This is a genomic window from Conexibacter sp. CPCC 206217 (genome assembly GCF_030646165.1).
GTDB lineage: Bacteria > Actinomycetota > Thermoleophilia > Solirubrobacterales > Solirubrobacteraceae > Conexibacter.
In genome coordinates this window covers 569838-586526 of record NZ_JAUTDO010000001.1, presented here as the reverse complement: position 1 = coordinate 586526, position 16689 = coordinate 569838, and the positions used below count along the sequence as shown (strand labels likewise).

The 16689-nt window shown below is 72.3% G+C and carries 13 protein-coding genes; 9 read left to right on the top strand and 4 right to left on the bottom strand.

Going from position 1 to position 16689, the window contains the following annotated elements:
* Window positions 1-88 precede the first annotated feature (88 nt).
* From Q7L65_RS02815 to Q7L65_RS02805, 3 genes are read right to left on the bottom strand one after another with little or no spacing between them, the layout of a single operon-like run.
* Window positions 89-1882 (bottom strand): hypothetical protein, encoded by a 1794-nt coding sequence (locus tag Q7L65_RS02815; RefSeq protein ID WP_304718701.1) that lies wholly within the window; start codon window positions 1880-1882, stop codon window positions 89-91.
* A complete protein-coding gene (locus Q7L65_RS02810; RefSeq protein ID WP_304718700.1) occupies window positions 1879-4092 on the bottom strand; it encodes a hypothetical protein in 2214 nt (737 codons plus the stop codon). The genes Q7L65_RS02815 and Q7L65_RS02810 overlap by 4 nt, the downstream gene beginning before the upstream one ends.
* Window positions 4089-6014: a PKD domain-containing protein gene (locus Q7L65_RS02805; RefSeq protein WP_304718699.1), complete on the bottom strand. Its 1926-nt coding sequence runs from the start codon at window positions 6012-6014 to the stop codon at window positions 4089-4091. Before Q7L65_RS02805 ends, Q7L65_RS02810 begins: the two co-directional genes overlap by 4 nt.
* A 326-nt stretch (window positions 6015-6340) precedes the next feature.
* Between Q7L65_RS02805 and Q7L65_RS02800 the strand changes: the two genes are divergently transcribed.
* From Q7L65_RS02800 to Q7L65_RS02785, 4 genes are all read left to right on the top strand, one after another.
* Complete coding sequence (locus Q7L65_RS02800) at window positions 6341-7045, top strand: hypothetical protein (RefSeq protein WP_304718698.1); 705 nt, start codon at window positions 6341-6343, stop codon at window positions 7043-7045.
* 211 nt (window positions 7046-7256) lie between these two features.
* Window positions 7257-8234: a CHAD domain-containing protein gene (locus tag Q7L65_RS02795; RefSeq protein ID WP_304718697.1), complete on the top strand. Its 978-nt coding sequence runs from the start codon at window positions 7257-7259 to the stop codon at window positions 8232-8234.
* Window positions 8231-8701 carry a CYTH domain-containing protein gene (locus Q7L65_RS02790; protein WP_304718696.1) on the top strand — a complete coding sequence of 157 codons (471 nt, stop codon included), beginning with the start codon at window positions 8231-8233 and terminating at the stop codon, window positions 8699-8701. Before Q7L65_RS02795 ends, Q7L65_RS02790 begins: the two co-directional genes overlap by 4 nt.
* Before the next feature lie 54 nt (window positions 8702-8755).
* A complete protein-coding gene (locus tag Q7L65_RS02785; RefSeq protein WP_304718695.1) occupies window positions 8756-10387 on the top strand; it encodes a bifunctional DedA family/phosphatase PAP2 family protein in 1632 nt (543 codons plus the stop codon).
* Here the strand turns inward: Q7L65_RS02785 and Q7L65_RS02780 are convergent.
* Window positions 10374-10595 carry a hypothetical protein gene (locus tag Q7L65_RS02780; protein WP_304718694.1) on the bottom strand — a complete coding sequence of 74 codons (222 nt, stop codon included), beginning with the start codon at window positions 10593-10595 and terminating at the stop codon, window positions 10374-10376. The two genes, Q7L65_RS02785 and Q7L65_RS02780, sit on opposite strands and share 14 nt — an antisense overlap.
* A gap of 87 nt (window positions 10596-10682) precedes the next feature.
* Here Q7L65_RS02780 and Q7L65_RS02775 point away from each other — a divergent pair, with 87 nt between their 5' ends.
* The 5 genes from Q7L65_RS02775 to Q7L65_RS02755 all read left to right on the top strand — a co-directional run bounded on the left by Q7L65_RS02775 (window position 10683) and on the right by Q7L65_RS02755 (window position 16555).
* Window positions 10683-11057 carry a hypothetical protein gene (locus Q7L65_RS02775; protein ID WP_304718693.1) on the top strand — a complete coding sequence of 125 codons (375 nt, stop codon included), beginning with the start codon at window positions 10683-10685 and terminating at the stop codon, window positions 11055-11057.
* A gap of 115 nt (window positions 11058-11172) precedes the next feature.
* Complete coding sequence (locus tag Q7L65_RS02770; RefSeq protein ID WP_304718692.1) at window positions 11173-13920, top strand: AAA family ATPase; 2748 nt, start codon at window positions 11173-11175, stop codon at window positions 13918-13920.
* Between the two features lie 26 nt (window positions 13921-13946).
* Entirely contained in the window at window positions 13947-14873 is a 927-nt protein-coding gene (locus Q7L65_RS02765) for an ABC transporter ATP-binding protein (protein WP_304718691.1), read from the top strand.
* A 46-nt stretch (window positions 14874-14919) separates the two neighbouring features.
* Window positions 14920-15678: an ABC transporter permease gene (locus Q7L65_RS02760; protein WP_304718690.1), complete on the top strand. Its 759-nt coding sequence runs from the start codon at window positions 14920-14922 to the stop codon at window positions 15676-15678.
* 82 nt (window positions 15679-15760) lie between these two features.
* Window positions 15761-16555 (top strand): ABC transporter permease, encoded by a 795-nt coding sequence (locus Q7L65_RS02755; RefSeq protein WP_304718689.1) that lies wholly within the window; start codon window positions 15761-15763, stop codon window positions 16553-16555.
* The last annotated feature ends 134 nt before the right edge of the window (window positions 16556-16689 follow it).

Below are 16689 nucleotides of genomic sequence, written 5' to 3'. Positions count from 1 at the left end.
CTAACCAACAACCGTGGCATCAACCACTTAGCAGCTGCGGCACGCCTTCGGGGCAGCCGGTCGCGGCCGGCCGCCCCGACGAGGTTGCTCAGCCCGGCTTCTTCGGATGCTTCCGCTTCGAGGCCGGCGCAGGCGTGGCGCGGAGGTCGAGCTTCGTCGGCCAGCGACGAGGGTAGAGACGCAGCATGATCACGCGGCGCCCGGCGTTCATCGTCCGCTTGGGGCTTCGCGCGACGACTCGCGATCTGCGCGACGCGACGAGCTGGACGTGCGCTCGTGCAGTGAGCGTGAACGTCATCTTCAGCGTCGTTCTGCGCACGATCTCTCGTCTGGCGTTCTTGACGAGTCTCACGACCCGCGTTCTGCGTTGTCTGCGCGGTCTGTCGTCGCCGTCGTCACCGTTGCCGGGGCCGACCGGCGGCAGTGGGGGGGCCTGGTTGCGCAGCGAGTCGTCGGGCGGCGGGTCGTCCGGCGGCGCGAACGGGACGCCACCGTCTGGCGGGCGGAAGGTGATCACGCCGGCAAAGCTGGGGTCCGTGTCGCGCGGCAGCTGCGCTCCGTTGGTGAGGTGGAACAGCCAGCCCTCGTCCGTTCCCAGCCAGCAGTCGTTCGCCGCCGGGCAACTGATCGCGCTGGGCGTGCCGCGCTTGCCGACGCCTTGGTCGACACCAAGCTCGCCAACGGCCGTTACGCTGCCGTCGGCACTGACACGGGCGACGTAGGAGGTGTGCGCACCGTCGGTCCCGAGTGCGACCCACGCGGCGCCGGTACCGGGCTCGGCCGCGATCTTCAGGGGCGTCTGTCCGTCCGGGAACGTGCCGAGTCGCGGCACGACCTGCGTCCAGGTGCCGCCGGAGAAGCGCAAGGCGATCGGGTGGCCGGCGCCTCTTCCGGCCGGCACCTTGGGCGTGCCGAACGGCAGGCCGGCGATCGCCCACAGCTGCGGGGGGCTGGTGGAGGAGCCGGCCAGCGACCAGTCGCTGCTGAGGCTGAACCCGCCGAGCGTGGCGGGCCACACCGGTCTTCCCGCTGGGTCTCTGCCGTAGTCGGGCAGCGGCGGGCACACCACCTCGCCGGCACATGCCGAGTCGGACGGGACGACGGAGCGGAAGATCGTCGACGAGCTGGGCGAAGCGATCGTGTGCAACAGGGCCGGCGTCGCGGGGTCCTCGTCCGCGAAGACGTCGTCCTCGCCGAGCCTGACGCTCTCGTACAGCTGGCCGGGCAGCGCGGCGATGTCCGTGATCGCGTGATCCTGCGGCGAGTAGAACGCCGTGACGGCGCTGCCGTCCCAGTGCAGATGGAAGCCGCCTCGACCCGGTCGCACAGCGCGAGCGCCGGCGAACCAGCAGTCGTCGGCGCTGCGACAGGCGACGGCATTCATCGGCCGGTAGGAGTTGGGCTGGTCGAGCGGCATCGCATAGGAGCCGACGACGCGACCGCCCTGGAAGTGACAGAGCGACATGTTGGCCAGCGAGGCGCCGATCTGCGTGACCTGGCCGGGACGCTGGTCGGCGATCGTCCAGAACTCGTCGGGCCCGGAGAACGCGATGCGGCCGTCGGCACCGCCGCAGACCGTCGAGAGCTGGTGCCAGTCGACGCCGTCATAGGCGTAGACACCCATCGGCACGATGCCGCCGCTGGCCTCCGTGCCGCTGGTGATCAGCACGCCGCGGTTCGGCGACCAGAACTCGATGTCGCCGATGTTCCCGAGCCGGACTCGGTACGGCGAGGGCAGCGCTCCGATCGGCGGCGCGGGCGCGAGGGCCGGCGCGAACTGCCACTCGGCCTGCGCCGCGGTGGAGGCCGGCGCCAACGTCCCTGCCAGCGGCAGCGCGGTTGCGGCGACGGCGAGGACACGGGCGAGTGCGGGCATGCTCATCCCTGGGCTGTGCGTCGAGGTGAGGGTCTGGGTGGAGGTGTCCGCAGCGATCTGGCGGGCCGCTTGGGCACGACGCGAAACCGCGTCTGGAGCGTGATTCGCAGCGCCGGTCTGCCAGCGGCCGTGAAGGCGATCGCGAGCGTTGCGTCGAGTCCGGCGCGGGCGCGGGCGAGGGCCCGATAGCGTTGCGGGGTCGTGAGCTTCAGGTGCACCACGCCGGCGCTGCCTGTGGTGGTCTTGGCCTGTGCCACCGTGCGCCGGACGATGCGCGTCCGACGCTGACGAGCAGCCGTGCGTGAACGCGCCGCAGGGCGTCTGGCGCCTCTGCGCGATGAAGTACGCCTGCGGCTGGCGCTTCTCTTCGGTCTCGGTGCGGCCACGGCTACGTTGGCGCTTGCGACCACGGCGAGCCGCCCGGACGCAGGGACGGCCACATCGAGCAGCACGCGTCCGTCGCGGGTTCTACGCGCGGTCGCGCTGATCCGCCAACGCGGCGTCGGCTCCGGTGAGATCGGTCGTGGCGTCTCGGTCGGCTGGCCGGGAACCGACGGGACCTCGAGCTCTCTCATCGCGAAGATCGCGTCCGAGCCGTTGACGGCGCCGTAGACGAGGTTTGCGGCGGCCGAAGCGAAGGCGATCGTGCGGCTGTCGCCGCCGTAAGACAGCCCGAACACGTCGCCGTCGGCCGCTCTCCCGTCGTAGCCGATGCTTGCGAGCGAGAGCGTGCTCGCGCCGAGGTTGACCTGGTACAGCTCGGTGGCGACGACCTGGCCCAGCGGTGCGCTGACGAGCGCCGGCGGCGAGAGCGAGAAGACGATCCGCGGCGTCGTCAGCGCGACGCGAGAGCCATCCGGCGAGATCGCGATCTCGGTCACGTCGCCGGTCCGTGCGAGCGTGCCGAAGTCGAACGACGGCCACGCCGTCAGCTGTCGTACCGCTTGCTGGCGGGTGAGGCCCGGCGTCATGTCGACGACGAACGCGTTGGCGGTCGTGAGGCCTCGCGTCGGGCTGCTCGCGAGGATCGCCGCCTCTGGCGGCGTCGGCTGGGTCGAGAGCAGCGCGACGGTGCGCCCGTCGGCGCTCATGCGCGGCGTGATCGCGTCGAAGCTGGATCGGAAGGGAAAGGACGCCGTCGCGATGCCGTTGACGACGAAGCTGCCGAAGACGGGCGTCGGGGAGCGTTCGGCGATGCTGCTCTGGCTGGTGTAGCTGGCGACGAGCGGCCCGCTGCAGGTCGGGCAGGCCTCAGGATCGTCGTCTCCGCCGAGGATCCGGCGCGTCGGAGCGGCAGGACCGTCGGCGATCCTCCGCCACAGCGGCTCGGCGTACCACGTCGGCGACCAGTCCGGCTGCGGTCTCGGCAGACGGGCGAGGTCGACAGCGGCCTGCGCTGGGATCTGCGCCCCCATCCACGCGACCGTCGAGCCGTCGGCGCTGATCGTCGCCGTGCTGCGGCTCGTGCGGGCACCGGGGCTTCCTTGCTGCGGAGCGATGGCGAGCGCTGCCGCGCCGGGGACCGGCGCCGGCGTGGAGCCGAGCGACTCGCGCGTCTGGCTGACCAGCATCGTGCTGTCCGTGTCGAGCGCTCGCATCGCCACCTGCAGCGGCGGCGTCGTGGTCTCCCCGGGGCCGCCTTCGAGGTCAGAGGACCCGATGACGGTGAACGCGACCCGGTGCCCGTCGGCGCTGAGCGCTCCGCGAGTCGCGTCCGCGCCCCCGCCCGGGCAACCGGGCGTCGCGCTGTCGGCGTAGGAGAGGCTGTCGGTTGCGCCGTCACGGGCCGAGACGAGCGTGTACGCAGCGGAGGAGGCCGTGGACGCCGACATGTCGCGCACGTAGACGCTGGTGCAGTCGCCGCTGCTGTCGGCCGGGTCGAGGTCGGCGCTGGTCGTGAAGCTGACGTAGCGGCCGTCAGCGCTGATCGACGGCGAGGTTGCGTCGCCGCCGGCGACGAGTTCGAGCGCGCCTGTCGCGAGATCCTTGCGGAAGATGCCCGTCGTGCCCGACTGCGAGCCGGTGAACGCGACGTACCGGCCGGCGGCGGCGAACACGGGGTCCAGTGCCGTGTCGGCGGCCATCGCGGTGTTGCCGGAGATCATCTGCGGGGGCGAGAAGGCCGCGTCGGCACTCGTTGTCGCGAACGTGGTGGCGAGCACGGTCGCGACGCCCGCCGACGCCACGACGGTCGCCGCCGTGCGTACCAGCCTCATCTGACCTGCACCCGCGTGCGCCATGTGCCGGCGTTGCCGATTCTGTCGCGGCGGCGGACGGTCACGACGTAGTGGCCGGGTCTGCGATACCGGTGTCTCGCCGACGCCCGTCCGCCGGCAGCTCGCGTGCGATCGCCGAAGGAGATCCGGGTCGAGGCCCGGCGCAGACCCGACGCCGTGTCTCTGACGACGACAGCGACCGCGCGGCGGCCCGCTCGTCTCACGGTCACCTGAGGCGGATTCGAATCGACCCGCAGTTGCGCGAGCGCGCTCGCGGTCTCCTGCCCGTCGCTGTCGACCGCCGTCACCTGGACGTCGTGGCGTCCGTCGCCAAGGCCGCGCGGATCGAATCTGAATCGGCGCGCGGTCAGGCCACGCGCCTTCGTCTGCCCGTCGAGCGTCACCGTGTAGGTGATGCCGCGGGCGCTCGTCAGTGCGGCGTCCCAGCGCACGCGGGCGGCCTTCGCGCGCACCCAGCGGTTGGGGGTCGTCGCGAGAAACGATGCCGGACGCGACGTCGCGATCGCCGCGACGACCTGCGACTGCTCAGCGGAACCTTGCCGGAAGGCGACGAGCCCGTCACCGCGCTCGGACTCGCCGGTCGCCAGGCCGTCGACCGCGCCGCTGACGGGTGCCGTCAGAGCGGCCAGCTGCCACTCGCCGGCGGGGAAGTCCTGGCGCACCTTGACGACCGGCCGACCGCCGTCGTCGAGGCTGGGCCAGGCGGTGACGCCGCCACCTTCGGGGTTCAACGTCGCGAAGGGGAGATCGCCGTTGCCGCCCGGCAACGGGGCCGGGGGCTGGCGGCCGTCGATGTCGCCGGTGACGAGGCGCACGGCCGAGTCCGCGGAGTACACGAGGCGGTAGCCGCTGTCTGCGTCCACCGACACGCTAGGGCGACCGATCGACGCCGCTGTCTCGATCCGTTCCGCCACGCCGAATCTCTGGGCGGTGTCCTCGATCAGCGCCGGCAAGTCGCTGAGGAACAGCTGTGAACCGCCGGCAACGGATCCCGATCCGCCGAGGAGCCGGAAGGCGACCTTCGCCTGGGACAGCTGGCTGACCGCGAGCGCCGGCGCGTCCGCGTCGACGTCGACCGGGCTGCCGTCGAGCGTGGTCGGGCTGACGGCGAGCACGTTGCCCGGCGTGGTTCCGAAGATGCGACGCGACCAGATCCGCGCGACGCCGTCGCTGCTCGGTTCCTGCCACGTCACGACAGCGGCGTTGCCGGCGCGGTTGACGCCGATCGACGGAGCGTTCGTCGCGCTCGGACGGCGCATCGTGACCTGGTCGTCGAGTCGGTTGACCTCGCCCAACGACGACCAGGTGAGGCCGTTGAAGCGGGCGACGCGTACGTCAACGAGCTCGTCGCCGGGGCGCATCGGCATCGTGCCGAGACTGGCGCCCTGGTCCGCGTCGAGCGGATTGGTGACGACTCGGTATGCGACATAGGCCGCGCCGCCCGGCGCCATCGCGAGCGACGGGTAAGCGGCTGAGCCATCGCCGATGTCGTCAGGGTCGATCTCGATCGCCTGCCCGAAGCCCCGGGCGCCGGGATCGAGCGTTGCTGACATCAACGCGAAGTGGGTCTTGCGATCTCGTCGCACGGCCCACGGAGTCGCCCACACGACCAGCAGCCGACCGCGGTTGCCCGCCGCGATCGTCGGAAAGGTCGCTGCGAACGACTGGCCGGTGTCGACGCGGATCGGCGCGCTCCACGATCCGTGTGCGAAGCGGGCGACGAAGACGTGCGGGGTGCCGTCGACGAGCTTGCGGTAGACGACGCCGCCAGTTCCGTCCGGTGCGAGCGCGGCGCCGCCGACGTCGAGGATCGTCGCGTTGGGGCCGTCGAGCGTCTGCGACGGAAGGACGACGGCCCCCGCCCCGGCTGAGTTGCCGGCTGCGGCGGTGGCGGCGAGCACCACTGCGAGGAGTGTGTGTCGGGCGACGGTTCGGGAAGTCATCAGCAGCGCGCGACGCCGCAGTCGGCGCCCTCCGTCGATACTAAGTGAACACAGCCCCGCGTCCAGGCGTGTTCACGAGAACGTCACAAGAGAGTTGACGCGCTGTGACGATCTCTTGCCCGCGATGTTGACGAATTGCTACTGACACTTGAATTTAAGCGTTTCAGTAGTGGTGTAAACACTATTCGGTGTGTGTTTACGAAAGCTTCACCGGGTCGTGGTCGCTCGCAGATAGGAATCCATTCGCTCGGCATTCCATGTCAGACAACGAAGTAGGAGAACCCATGCGTTTTCGTGCACGCGTCGCCGCTGCGGCTGTCATCGGCTCTGCACTCACCACTGTCGCGTTCAGCAGTTCGGCGCTTGCCGCGCCTGACTTCAGCGACTGCCCCACGACGGCCACCGGCGTGACGCAGTGCCTCGTGCTGCAGTCGACGGGCGGCTCGCTCAACATCAACGGCACCGCGATACCGCTCGGCGACTCGCTTAACATTCGCGGCGGGATCACGGCTGACTCGACGGCGCTCGTCCCGCCCGTGGGCAGAACCGGCCTCGACTCCACGCCTGTCAAGGTTCCCGGAGGCCTGGTCAGAAGCAACTCGCCGTCGCCGCTCAACAACCTGACCGTCCAGTTCAAGCTGGCCGGCAACGGTCCGATCAAGTTCGACTCCGGCACGTTCGACCTCTCGCTGCCGGTCAAGCTGACGGTCAAGAACCCGCTGATCGGGACCTGCAAGTTCGGCACCGACGCGAACCCGATCCAGCTCGACCTCCCGGTCGCGACGGTCGGCGACTTCGTCTTCGAGGACACGTACTTCGAGGCGTTCGGCAACGAGCACACCGGCAACACGTTCGCCGTCCCGGCAGCGTCGGGGTGCGCACTGAGAGCACTCAACAGCCTCATCAACTGGCGTTTCGGCGCGCCCTCGCCGGCCGGTCACAACTCGCTGACGATCACCGACGACGTCGCGATCACCTTCGGCCTCTAGGCAAAGGCCGCTGACGGCGGCGGGCTGGACCGGCCGCCGATAGGCGCACGCGCCCACGCAAGCGCGCGCGCAACAGGGGGAACCGAGGGGGCGGCGCTGCGCGTGCCGCCCCCTCGTGTGTTGTGTCCGACCGTATGAGCGTGGAGGGAGTTGGGCGCGGACGGAGCGTCGGATGTTTTCGGCGTGTCCGTCGCAGGTTAGGCTTGCTCACGTGTCCTACCGCTTCAGCCTCGCCGACGAGCTGCCGGCCTCCATCCGCGCTGTTGCCCGCGAGCAGCTGTTCGGCGCCGTGACGCAGCTCGAGAACCCCGGCGAGGATCCCGCGAAGGCGATCCACGAGGCGCGCAAGCACCTGAAGAAGTCGCGCGCGTTGCTGCGGCTCGTGCGACCGGCGCTCGGTGACGACGTCTACCGGCGCGAGAACGACGCGCTGCGCGAGATCGCCGGCATGCTGTCGGCGACGCGCGACGCGGACGTGCTGGTTGCGACCGTCGACGCGCTCGCCGAGCGCTCGATCGGGCGGCTGCCGTCGGCTGACTTCGGCGCCCTGCACGACGCGCTCGTGGCGGAGGCGGCGGCCGCGCGGGCGCCGGGTGCGACCGCGGGCGACGCTCCCACCGCCACGGCGGCCGGGGCCGCGCCGGCTACCGACGCCACGACCGCTGAGGCCCCCGCGGCCGCCGCCCTCCAGCTCCGCGCCATCCACGCGCGCGTGGAAGAGTGGCCGCTGGACGACAGCGACTGGGACACGGTCGTCGCCGGGATCTCGCGCGCGTACAGACGCGGGGCGCGCGAGCGCGAGCGGGCCGAGGCCGAGCCGACCGTCGAGCACCTGCACGACTGGCGCAAGCGCGTGAAGGACCTCTGGTACCACCAGCGGCTGTTGAAGCCGGCCTGGACCGAGGTCCTCGACGCCTACGCCGAGCAGGCGCACGTGCTGTCGGAGCTGCTCGGCGACGACCACGACCTCGCGGTCCTGCGGGCACGGCTGGAGCGCGGGATCGAACTGTCGGGGCGCGCTGCGACCGTCGACCTCGACCCGTTCCTCGCGCTCGTCGACGAGCGGCGGCTGGAGCTGCAGGCGCACGCGCGGCGGCTGGCCGCACGCCTCTACGCCGAGACGCCGAAGGCGTTCGAGCGGCGCATCGCGGCATGGGTCGAGGCGGCCGTCGCCGAGGCTGCGGCGTGAGCGGCGCTGAGATCGAGCGCAAGTTCGTCCTCGACGCCCCGCCGCAGGGGCTCGAGGAGCATCCCTCCGAGCCGATCTCGCAGGGCTACCTGGCGCTCGACGGCGACGTCGAGGTGCGCGTGCGCAGACGCGGGGAGCACGCGTATCTGACCGTCAAGGCCGGCGGCGGGCGCCGCCGCGTCGAGCAGGAGCTGGAGCTGGAGCAGGAGCGCTTCGACGCGCTCTGGCCGCTGACGGAGGGGCGCAGGATCGTCAAGCGCCGCTACGTCGTGCCGGCCGACGACGCGCTCGAGTTCGAGGTCGACGTGTACGAGGACGAGCTCGCCGGGCTCGTCGTCGCGGAGGTCGAGTTCCCCGACGACCGGGCCGCCAACGCGTTCGACTCGCCCGAGTGGCTCGGGCGCGAGGTGACCGACGACCCGCGCTGGAAGAACCAGTCGCTCGCGCTGCACGGCCGGCCGGATTGACAGGATGTCGGCGATGCCGACGATTCTCAGCAGCCGACCCGAGCGGGCCCCCGCGTGAAGCCGATCTGGTTCGCCGTCGCGGTCGCTGTCGCCGCGTTTGCGTGGTGGAGACGGCGCAGACTCGAGCCGCCGCTGCTGATCGGCCTGCTGATCGTCGCCGCCGGCAGCGCCGTCTACGGCACCGGCCTGGTCGAGCTGCCGGACCTCGAGAAGGTGCTCACCGACCTCGGCAGAGCGCTCGGAACGTGGACCTATCTGCTCGTCGGCGCGCTCTGCTTCCTCGAGAGCGGCGCCGGGATCGGGCTGCTGGTCCCGGGCGAGACGGCGATCATCGTCGGCGGCGTCGTCGCCGGCCAGGGCGAGATCAACATCATCCTGCTGATAGCGATCGCCTGGACCACCGCGGTCGCGGGCGACCTCACGAGCTTCTTCATAGGCCGCCGGCTCGGGCGCCAGTTCCTCGTCAAGCACGGCCCGCGCTTCAAGATCGACGAGCCGAAGATCGAGCACGTCGAGGCGTTCTACGCCAAGCACGGCGGCAAGGCCGTCTTCCTCGGCCGCTTCGTCGGACTCGTGCGCGCGGTCTCGCCGTTCGTCGCGGGGTCCTCCGGCATGCCGCTGCGGCGCTTCCTGCCGTACGACGTGCTCGCCGCGGGGATCATGTGCACCGCCTTCTCGCTTGTCGGCTACCTCTTCTGGCACTCGCTCGACAGAGTCCTGAAGATCGCCAGACAGGGCACGCTGGCGCTCGCGACGGTGATCGTGCTCGTCGTCGCGATCGTCGTGGTCGTGCGCTGGCTGCGCGTCGAGGGCAACCGCGAGAAGCTCGACGCCTGGATCGACGCGCAGGAGCCGAAGCCCGCGATCGGCCCCGCGATCCGCTTCCTGCGCGCGCTCGGCCGGCGCCTCGCCGGTCCGGCGCGGTTCCTCTGGCAGCGCCTGACGCCCGGCCAGCTCGGGCTGGAGCTGACGAGCCTGCTGGCGGTCGCCGCGGTCGGCTCGTTCGTCTTCTTCGGCTACCTGATCGTGCTCGACCCGATCACCACGCACACCCCCGGCGACCTGCGCGGGGCCCGCTGGTCGACCGACCTGCAGAGCGCGTGGCTGACGGACCTGGCGAAGATCCTCACCCACCTGGGCTCGCTGCCGGTCGCCGGCGGCGCGCTCGCGCTCGTCACGATCGTGCTGCTGACGCGGCGCGAGTGGCTGGAGGGCCTCGCGCTGCTGGCCGGCGGTGTGCTGACCTACGCCGGCGTCCACATCACGAAGGCGGCGACCGACCGGCCGCGCCCGACCGACGCGCTGATCGACGCGGCCGGCTCGGCGTTCCCGTCCGGACATGCGGCGTACTCCGTCTTCTGGGTCGCGATCGCGATCGCGCTGCGGCGCGCGTTCCCCGGGCTGGCCGCGCGCGCGGCCGTGCTGACGGTCGGGATCGCGCTCGCCGTCGTCGTCGGGCTGACGCGGATATACCTGCGCGCGCACTGGTTCTCCGACGTCGCGGGCGGCTGGGGCCTTGCGGCGATGTGCTTCGCGCTGACCGGGATGGTCGCGCTGATCGTCAGCTACTTCAGCGGCGGCGACGCGGCGCGCGAGCGCAACGAGGGCGGCGCCGGCGGCGGCGCGAGCGGGCAGGGCGGCGCCGGGGCTGGCGCGCCCGCCCCAGCGGGACTCAGCCCCCGCTGACGGTCCGTCTGAACATCAGGAAGCAGACGATCGCGATGATCGCGGTGATGATCCACAGCCCGCTGCCGAGCACGCCGGCGATCGCGAGCACGAGGCCGACGACGGCGATCAGGCCGAAGACGCCCGATGCCATCACGAGCTGATACGCCCGCTGCGCTCTCTGGCTGCGCGTGGGTCGGTTGGAGGAACGGCGCTGGATATTGGCCATGTCCCCAATGTTCGCAGGTGCCGGAAGCGGCGCCGCGGCGCTGCGATCGGATGCGTCGCGGCTGCGACCGGCGGGTAGATCGCCGCCATGCCCACCGAACCGCAGCCGACGACCCTCGCCGAGGTCGTCAACCGTGCCGTCGACGTGACCGACCCGGCAAACCAGGACCCCTCGATCGCCGCGCTGCAGGAGCTGTTCGAAGACGCCGACGAGCCGATCAGCGCGATCCTCGACGGCCTCGAGGAACGGCTCGCCGACGCGGTCGAGCAGATCGACGTCGAGCTGGACGACCCCGCGGTCGCGGTCACCGTCGCGATCGTGCAGTACCTCGGCCGCCGCCGCGACGAGCTCGACGCCGACGCCGACACGATCATGCGCCTCGCCGTGCGCGCCGAGTGGAGAGGCGATCCGCCGCGCACCGTCGAGGAATGGCTCTCCGAGCGCGGGGTCGACGGCGTCTAGACGGTCCGCCTGCTGACATCCTGCGATCGGCGGGCGGCGCGCGGGACGTTCGCGGGAGGGATCTCCCACCTTCAGCGCTCCCACGACGCGCATCCGCATGCGAGACTCGCGGCGAATGCTGGAGGGTCGTACGAGGGAGACCGCGTGGTTGGGCGCGCGGCTGCGCAGTCTGCGTGAGGGCGACGCGTTCGCGGCGCTGCTGCGCGGCGAGGCGGGCGTCGGCAAGAGCGCGCTGATCGACGCGGCGCTGGCCGGCCCCGACGCGCGCGGCGTGCGCGTGCTGCGGGCGCGCGGCTACGAGTCCGACACGGCGATCCCGTACGCCGGACTGCTGGAGCTGGCCGCGCCGTTGCTGGACCTGCGCGAGACGCTGCCGCAGGCACAGCGGCGCGCGATCGAGTCGGCCTTCGCGCTGGAGCCGCCGACCCCGCACGACCGCCTCGCGGTCCCGGCCGGGCTGCTCGGCCTGCTCGCGCGCGCGGCCGAGCGCCAGCCGCTGGTGGCGGTCGTCGACGACGTCCACTGGCTCGACGACGCCTCGCGCGACGCGATCCTGTTCGCCGCGCGGCGGCTCGTGGCCGGCGGCGTCGGGATGCTGCTGGCGGTGCGCGCCGGCGCCGACGACGGGATCGACCTCAGCGGGTTGCAGGAGCTGCGCCTGCAGGGCCTCGACGCGGAGGCCGCGCTGACGCTGCTGCGCCGTGGCGCGCCGCGCCTGCCCGACGGCGTCGCGGACGCGCTCGTCGCCGCGACGGCCGGCAACCCGCTCGCGCTGATCGAGCTGCCGAGCGCGCTGACGCCCGCGCAGCTGGCGGGGGAGACGCCGCTGGCCGACCCGCTGCCGGCGAGCGCCGCGATCGAGCGCGCCTACGCGCGCCAGGTCGCTCAGCTGGCGCCCGACACGCGCCGCGCGCTGCTGGTCGCCGCCGCCCTGCACCGCGGCCGGCTCGACCTGCTGAGCGCCGCGCTGCGGCAGCTGGAGCTGGCCGACGACGTGCTCGCGCCAGCCGAGCAGGCGCGCATCGTCACCGAGCGCGACGGCGACCTGACCTTCCGCCACCCGCTGCTGCGCGCCGCCGTCTACCACGCCGCCGCCAGCAGCGAGCGCCGCGCCGCGCACGCCGCGCTCGGCGCCGTCGCGAACGATCCGCGCGTGCGCGCGTGGCACCTCGCGCACGCCGCTACCGGCGCCGACGAGGCCGTCGCCGCGGCGCTGGAGGCGGCCGCGCAGGACGCGCGTGCCCGCCGCGGCCATGCCGAGGCGGCGCGCGCCTTCGCGCGCGCGGCGGAGCTGTCGACCGACCCCGTCGCGCAGGGCCGGCGCGCGCTCGACGCCGCGCAGGACCACGCCGTCGCCGGTCACGTCGCGACCGCGCTGGCGCTGCTGGACGAGGCCGGGGCACGCGTCGAGCCGGCGCTGGCACCGGCCGTGACGCGGCTGCGCGGCAACCTCACGATGCGCCGCGGCGAGCCGCTCGCGGCGCAGCGGATCCTCGAGGGCGAGGCGCAGCGCGCGGCCGACGCGGGCGATCACGGCAGCGCCGCGGCGCTGCTGCTGGAGTCCTCGATCGGCTACACGATGACCGGCGACCAGGTCGGGATGTTCTCGGTCCTGGAGCGAGCGCAGACGTCCGCCGCGGTCGTCGGCGGCCCGCCCGAGCTGATCGCGCGGATCATGCTGGCCGTCTCGCGCACCGTCACCGGCGGCGCGCACGCGGCCGCCGCGCGGGAGCTGGCGGAGATCGAGCCGCTCGCCGCGGCGCTCGACCCGACCGGCCTCGGCGAGCCGCTCGGCCTCTACGCGCAGGCGTCGATGTGGGTCGAGGAGGAGCGCGCCGAGCGCGTCGTCGAGCGGCTGATCGCGCACTACCGCGAGGCGAGCGCGTTCGGCGTGCTGCCGTTCCCGCTGACGGTGCGCGCGATGCTGCACGAGCGCCGCGGCCGCTGGGACGCCGCCCACGCCGACGCCGAGGAGGCCGTGCGGCTGGCGCGCGAGATCGACCAGGCGACGATCTTCGCCTTCTGCCTCTCGACGCTCGCGCACGTCGAGGCGGGCGTCGGCCAGATCGAGCAGGCACGTGCGCATGCCCTGGACGGACTCGCCTTGACCGACGCCGCGCACGCGACGAACCTCGGCATCTACCTGCTCGCCGCGCTCGGACGCACCGAGCTGGTCGCCGACCGGCCCGAAGCGGCGGCGGAGGCGCTCGACGCCGCGGCCGGACGCGCGCACGACCTGCATTGGCACGAGCCCAACGTCGTGCAGTTCGCGGGCGACCACGTCGAGGCGCTCGTGCGGGTCGGCCGCGTCGCGGACGCCGAGCGGGTGCTGGAGCGGCTCGCCGCCGACGCCGAGCTGACCGGCGGCGCATGGGCGCACGCCGTGCTGGAGCGCGGGCGGATGCTGCTCGCCGCGCCGGAGCAGCTCGACGTCCACGCGCAGGCGGCGCTCGCCTGGCACGCGCGCGACCACGGCCCGTTCGAGCGCGCGCGCACGCAGCTGGCGTGGGGCGAGCGGCTGCGGCGGCGGCGCCGGCGGATGGACGCCCGCGAGCCGCTGGAGGCGGCGCTGCGGACGTTCCGCGCGCTCGGCGCGGAGCCGTGGGCGCGGCGCGCCGCCGACGAGCTCGGCGCGGCCGGCGGCACGCGCCCGGCGGACAGCTCCCCGCGCACGCGCGACGAGCTGAGCCCGCACGAGCTGAAGGTCGCGCTGATGGTCGCGCACGGGATGACCAACAGAGAGGTCGCGGCGGCGCTGTTCCTGTCGCCGAAGACGATCGAGCGCCACCTCAGCCGCATCTACCGCAAGCTCGACGTGCGTTCGCGCACCGAGCTGGCGCGCCTGCTCGCGGCCGACGCCTGACACCCGCGCGGTGGCGCCGCCGCGTCATGCGATACGAATACCCCGGCATGGGGACGGCGATCGAGGTGGTGGGACTCAGCAAGCGCTTCGGCGACAAGCTCGCCGTCGACGACCTGTCGTTCTCCGTCGACTTCGGCCGCATCGTCGGCTTCCTCGGCCCCAACGGCGCCGGCAAGACGACGACGCTGCGCGCGCTGCTGGGCCTGATCAACCCGACCGGCGGCACGGTCACGATCGAGGGCAGGCAGTTCACCACGATCGAGAACCCGGCCGCGTCGGTCGGCGCGGTGCTCGACGGCGGCATGTTCCATCCCGGCCGCAGCGGCCGCAACCACCTGCGCACGCTCGCGCGCGGCGCCGGCGTCTCGGACGCGCGCGTCGAGGAGCTGCTGGAGCTGGTGCAGCTGAGCCAGGACGGCAGACGCCGCACGAAGGGCTATTCGCTCGGCATGCGCCAGCGGCTCGGGCTCGCGGCGGCGCTGCTGGGCGATCCGCGCGTGCTCGTGCTCGACGAGCCCGCCAACGGCCTCGACCCGCAGGGGATCCGCTGGCTGCGCGACTTCCTGCGCGCGCTCGCGGCGGAGGGCCGCGCGGTGCTCGTCTCCTCGCACGTGCTCGCCGAGGTCGCCCAGACCGCCGACGACGTCGTCGTGATCCACCGCGGCAGATCGATCCTGCAGGCGCCGCTGAACGAGCTGCTCGCGCGTCACGCCGGCGGCGTCAAGGTCGCCGGCCCCGACGTCGGCCGCCTCGCGCAGCTGCTGCGCGCCGACGGCGCCGACGTCAGAGCGCTCGACGGCGACAGCGCGATCGTGATCTCCGACCGCAGCGGCGAACAGGTCGGCCGCGTGATCGCCGCCAACGCCGTCGTGATCTCCGAGCTGTCGCCGGTGGCGGAGTCGCTCGAGGACGTCTTCTTCGAACTGACCGGCACGACCGGGGGACCGGCATGAGCGCGCGTCACGCCGCGGCGACCGCCCGCGCGCGAGGAGCACGCGGATGAGCCGCGCGCTCTCCAGCGAGCTGCTGAAGCTGCGCACGACGCGGACGTTCTACGCGCTCGTCGGCAGCGCGCTCGGGCTCGTCCTGCTGATCGTCTGCGTCGCCGCGGCGACCGGCGACTGGACCTACGGCCCCGGCGACACGCCGCCCGGCCTCGATCTGCTCGGCGTCGCCGCGATCGCGCAGCTGTTCGCGGTCGTGCTGGGGATCCTCGCCGTCACGAGCGAGTTCCGCCACGGCACGATCACGCCGTCGCTGCTGGTCGTGCCCAGCCGCGAGCGGCTGCTGTCGTCGAAGCTGATCGTCCACCTGCTCGCGGGCCTGCTGTTCGGCATCCTGACCGTGCTGCTGACGCTGGTGCTGTCGGCGCTGATCTTCTCGCTGCGCGACATCGAGACAGGGCTCGACGCCGCCAACGTGATCAAGACCGGCGGCGGCACGGCGCTGTCGATCGCCTTCTACGCCACGCTCGGGGTCGGGATCGGCGCGGTCGTGCGCAACCAGGTCGGCGCGATCGTCGGCACGCTGGCATACCTGTTCGTGATCGAGTCGCTGCTGACGATCATCCCCGGGCTCGACGACGCGATCAGCAAGTTCGGCCTCAACGGCGTCGCCAGCGGCCTCGCCAACAGCGACTTCGGCGGCGACACCGACACGCTCGCGCAGATCCCCGCCGGGCTGCTGCTGCTGGCCTACTGCGCGCTGTTCGCGATCGCCGGAGCGGTGCTCCTGAAGCGACGCGACATCAGCGCCTGATGGAACCAGCGCCAGCGGTTTCGCCATCGCCTAGTATCGCCTCCGGCATGGCCCGGTGGAGAGTGAACGGCGGGGAGACCGCATGAGCTGGTTGGCGGTACCGCGTGGATGGATCGAGTCGTTCGGCGACATCGTGCGGTTCGCGATGCGCATGTTCGGCGAGGTCTACGGCGGGCGCGTCTTTCGCTTCTTCGGCGAGGCGCTGCGCCAGGCCGGCCTGCTGATCCTCTCCTCGACGCTCGTGATCTGGGGCCTGGTGTTCATCATCGGCCTGCAGTGCGGGATCGAGGGCGCCTACTTCACGCGCGGCACCGGCACGCCGAACTACGCCGGCGTCTTCACCGCCTGGTGCGACCTGCGCGAGCTGGTCCCCTACGCGTTCGGCTACATGATGGCCGCGAAGGTCGGCACCGGCATCGTGGCCGAGATCGGCTCGATGCGGATCACGGAGGAGATCGACGCGCTCGAGGTGATGGGCATCAGCTCGATGACGTTCCTCTGCGGCACACGCCTGCTCGCCTCCTGGATGGTGCTCCCGTTCGTCTACATCGGAGGCGTCGGAGCCGCCTTCATCGCCTCCTACCTTGCGGTCGTGGTGCAGATCCACGAGGTCTCGGCCGGCGGCTACGAGCTGATCTTCTGGGCCTTCCAGAATCCGACCGACCTCTTGTTCTCGCTGCTGAAGGGCGCCTTCATGGCGACCGGCATCGTGATCGTCGGCTGCTACTACGGCTACAACGCCAGCGGCGGCCCCGTCGGCGTCGGCACCGCGACGGCCAAGTCGATGGTGCTCAATCTCGTCTACGTGCACCTGATCGGCATGATGGGCACGCAACTGTTCTGGGGCGCAAACCCCCGAGCACCCATCGGCGGCTAGCTAGCGGGTCGCGCGAGAGCACCGCCTCGCGGCGCTGGACACGATCCGATCTCGTTCAAAGACGACCCCGGTCTGATCACGAAATCGGATCGCGCCCAGCATCCACGATGCGGCACTCTCGCGCGACCCGCGAC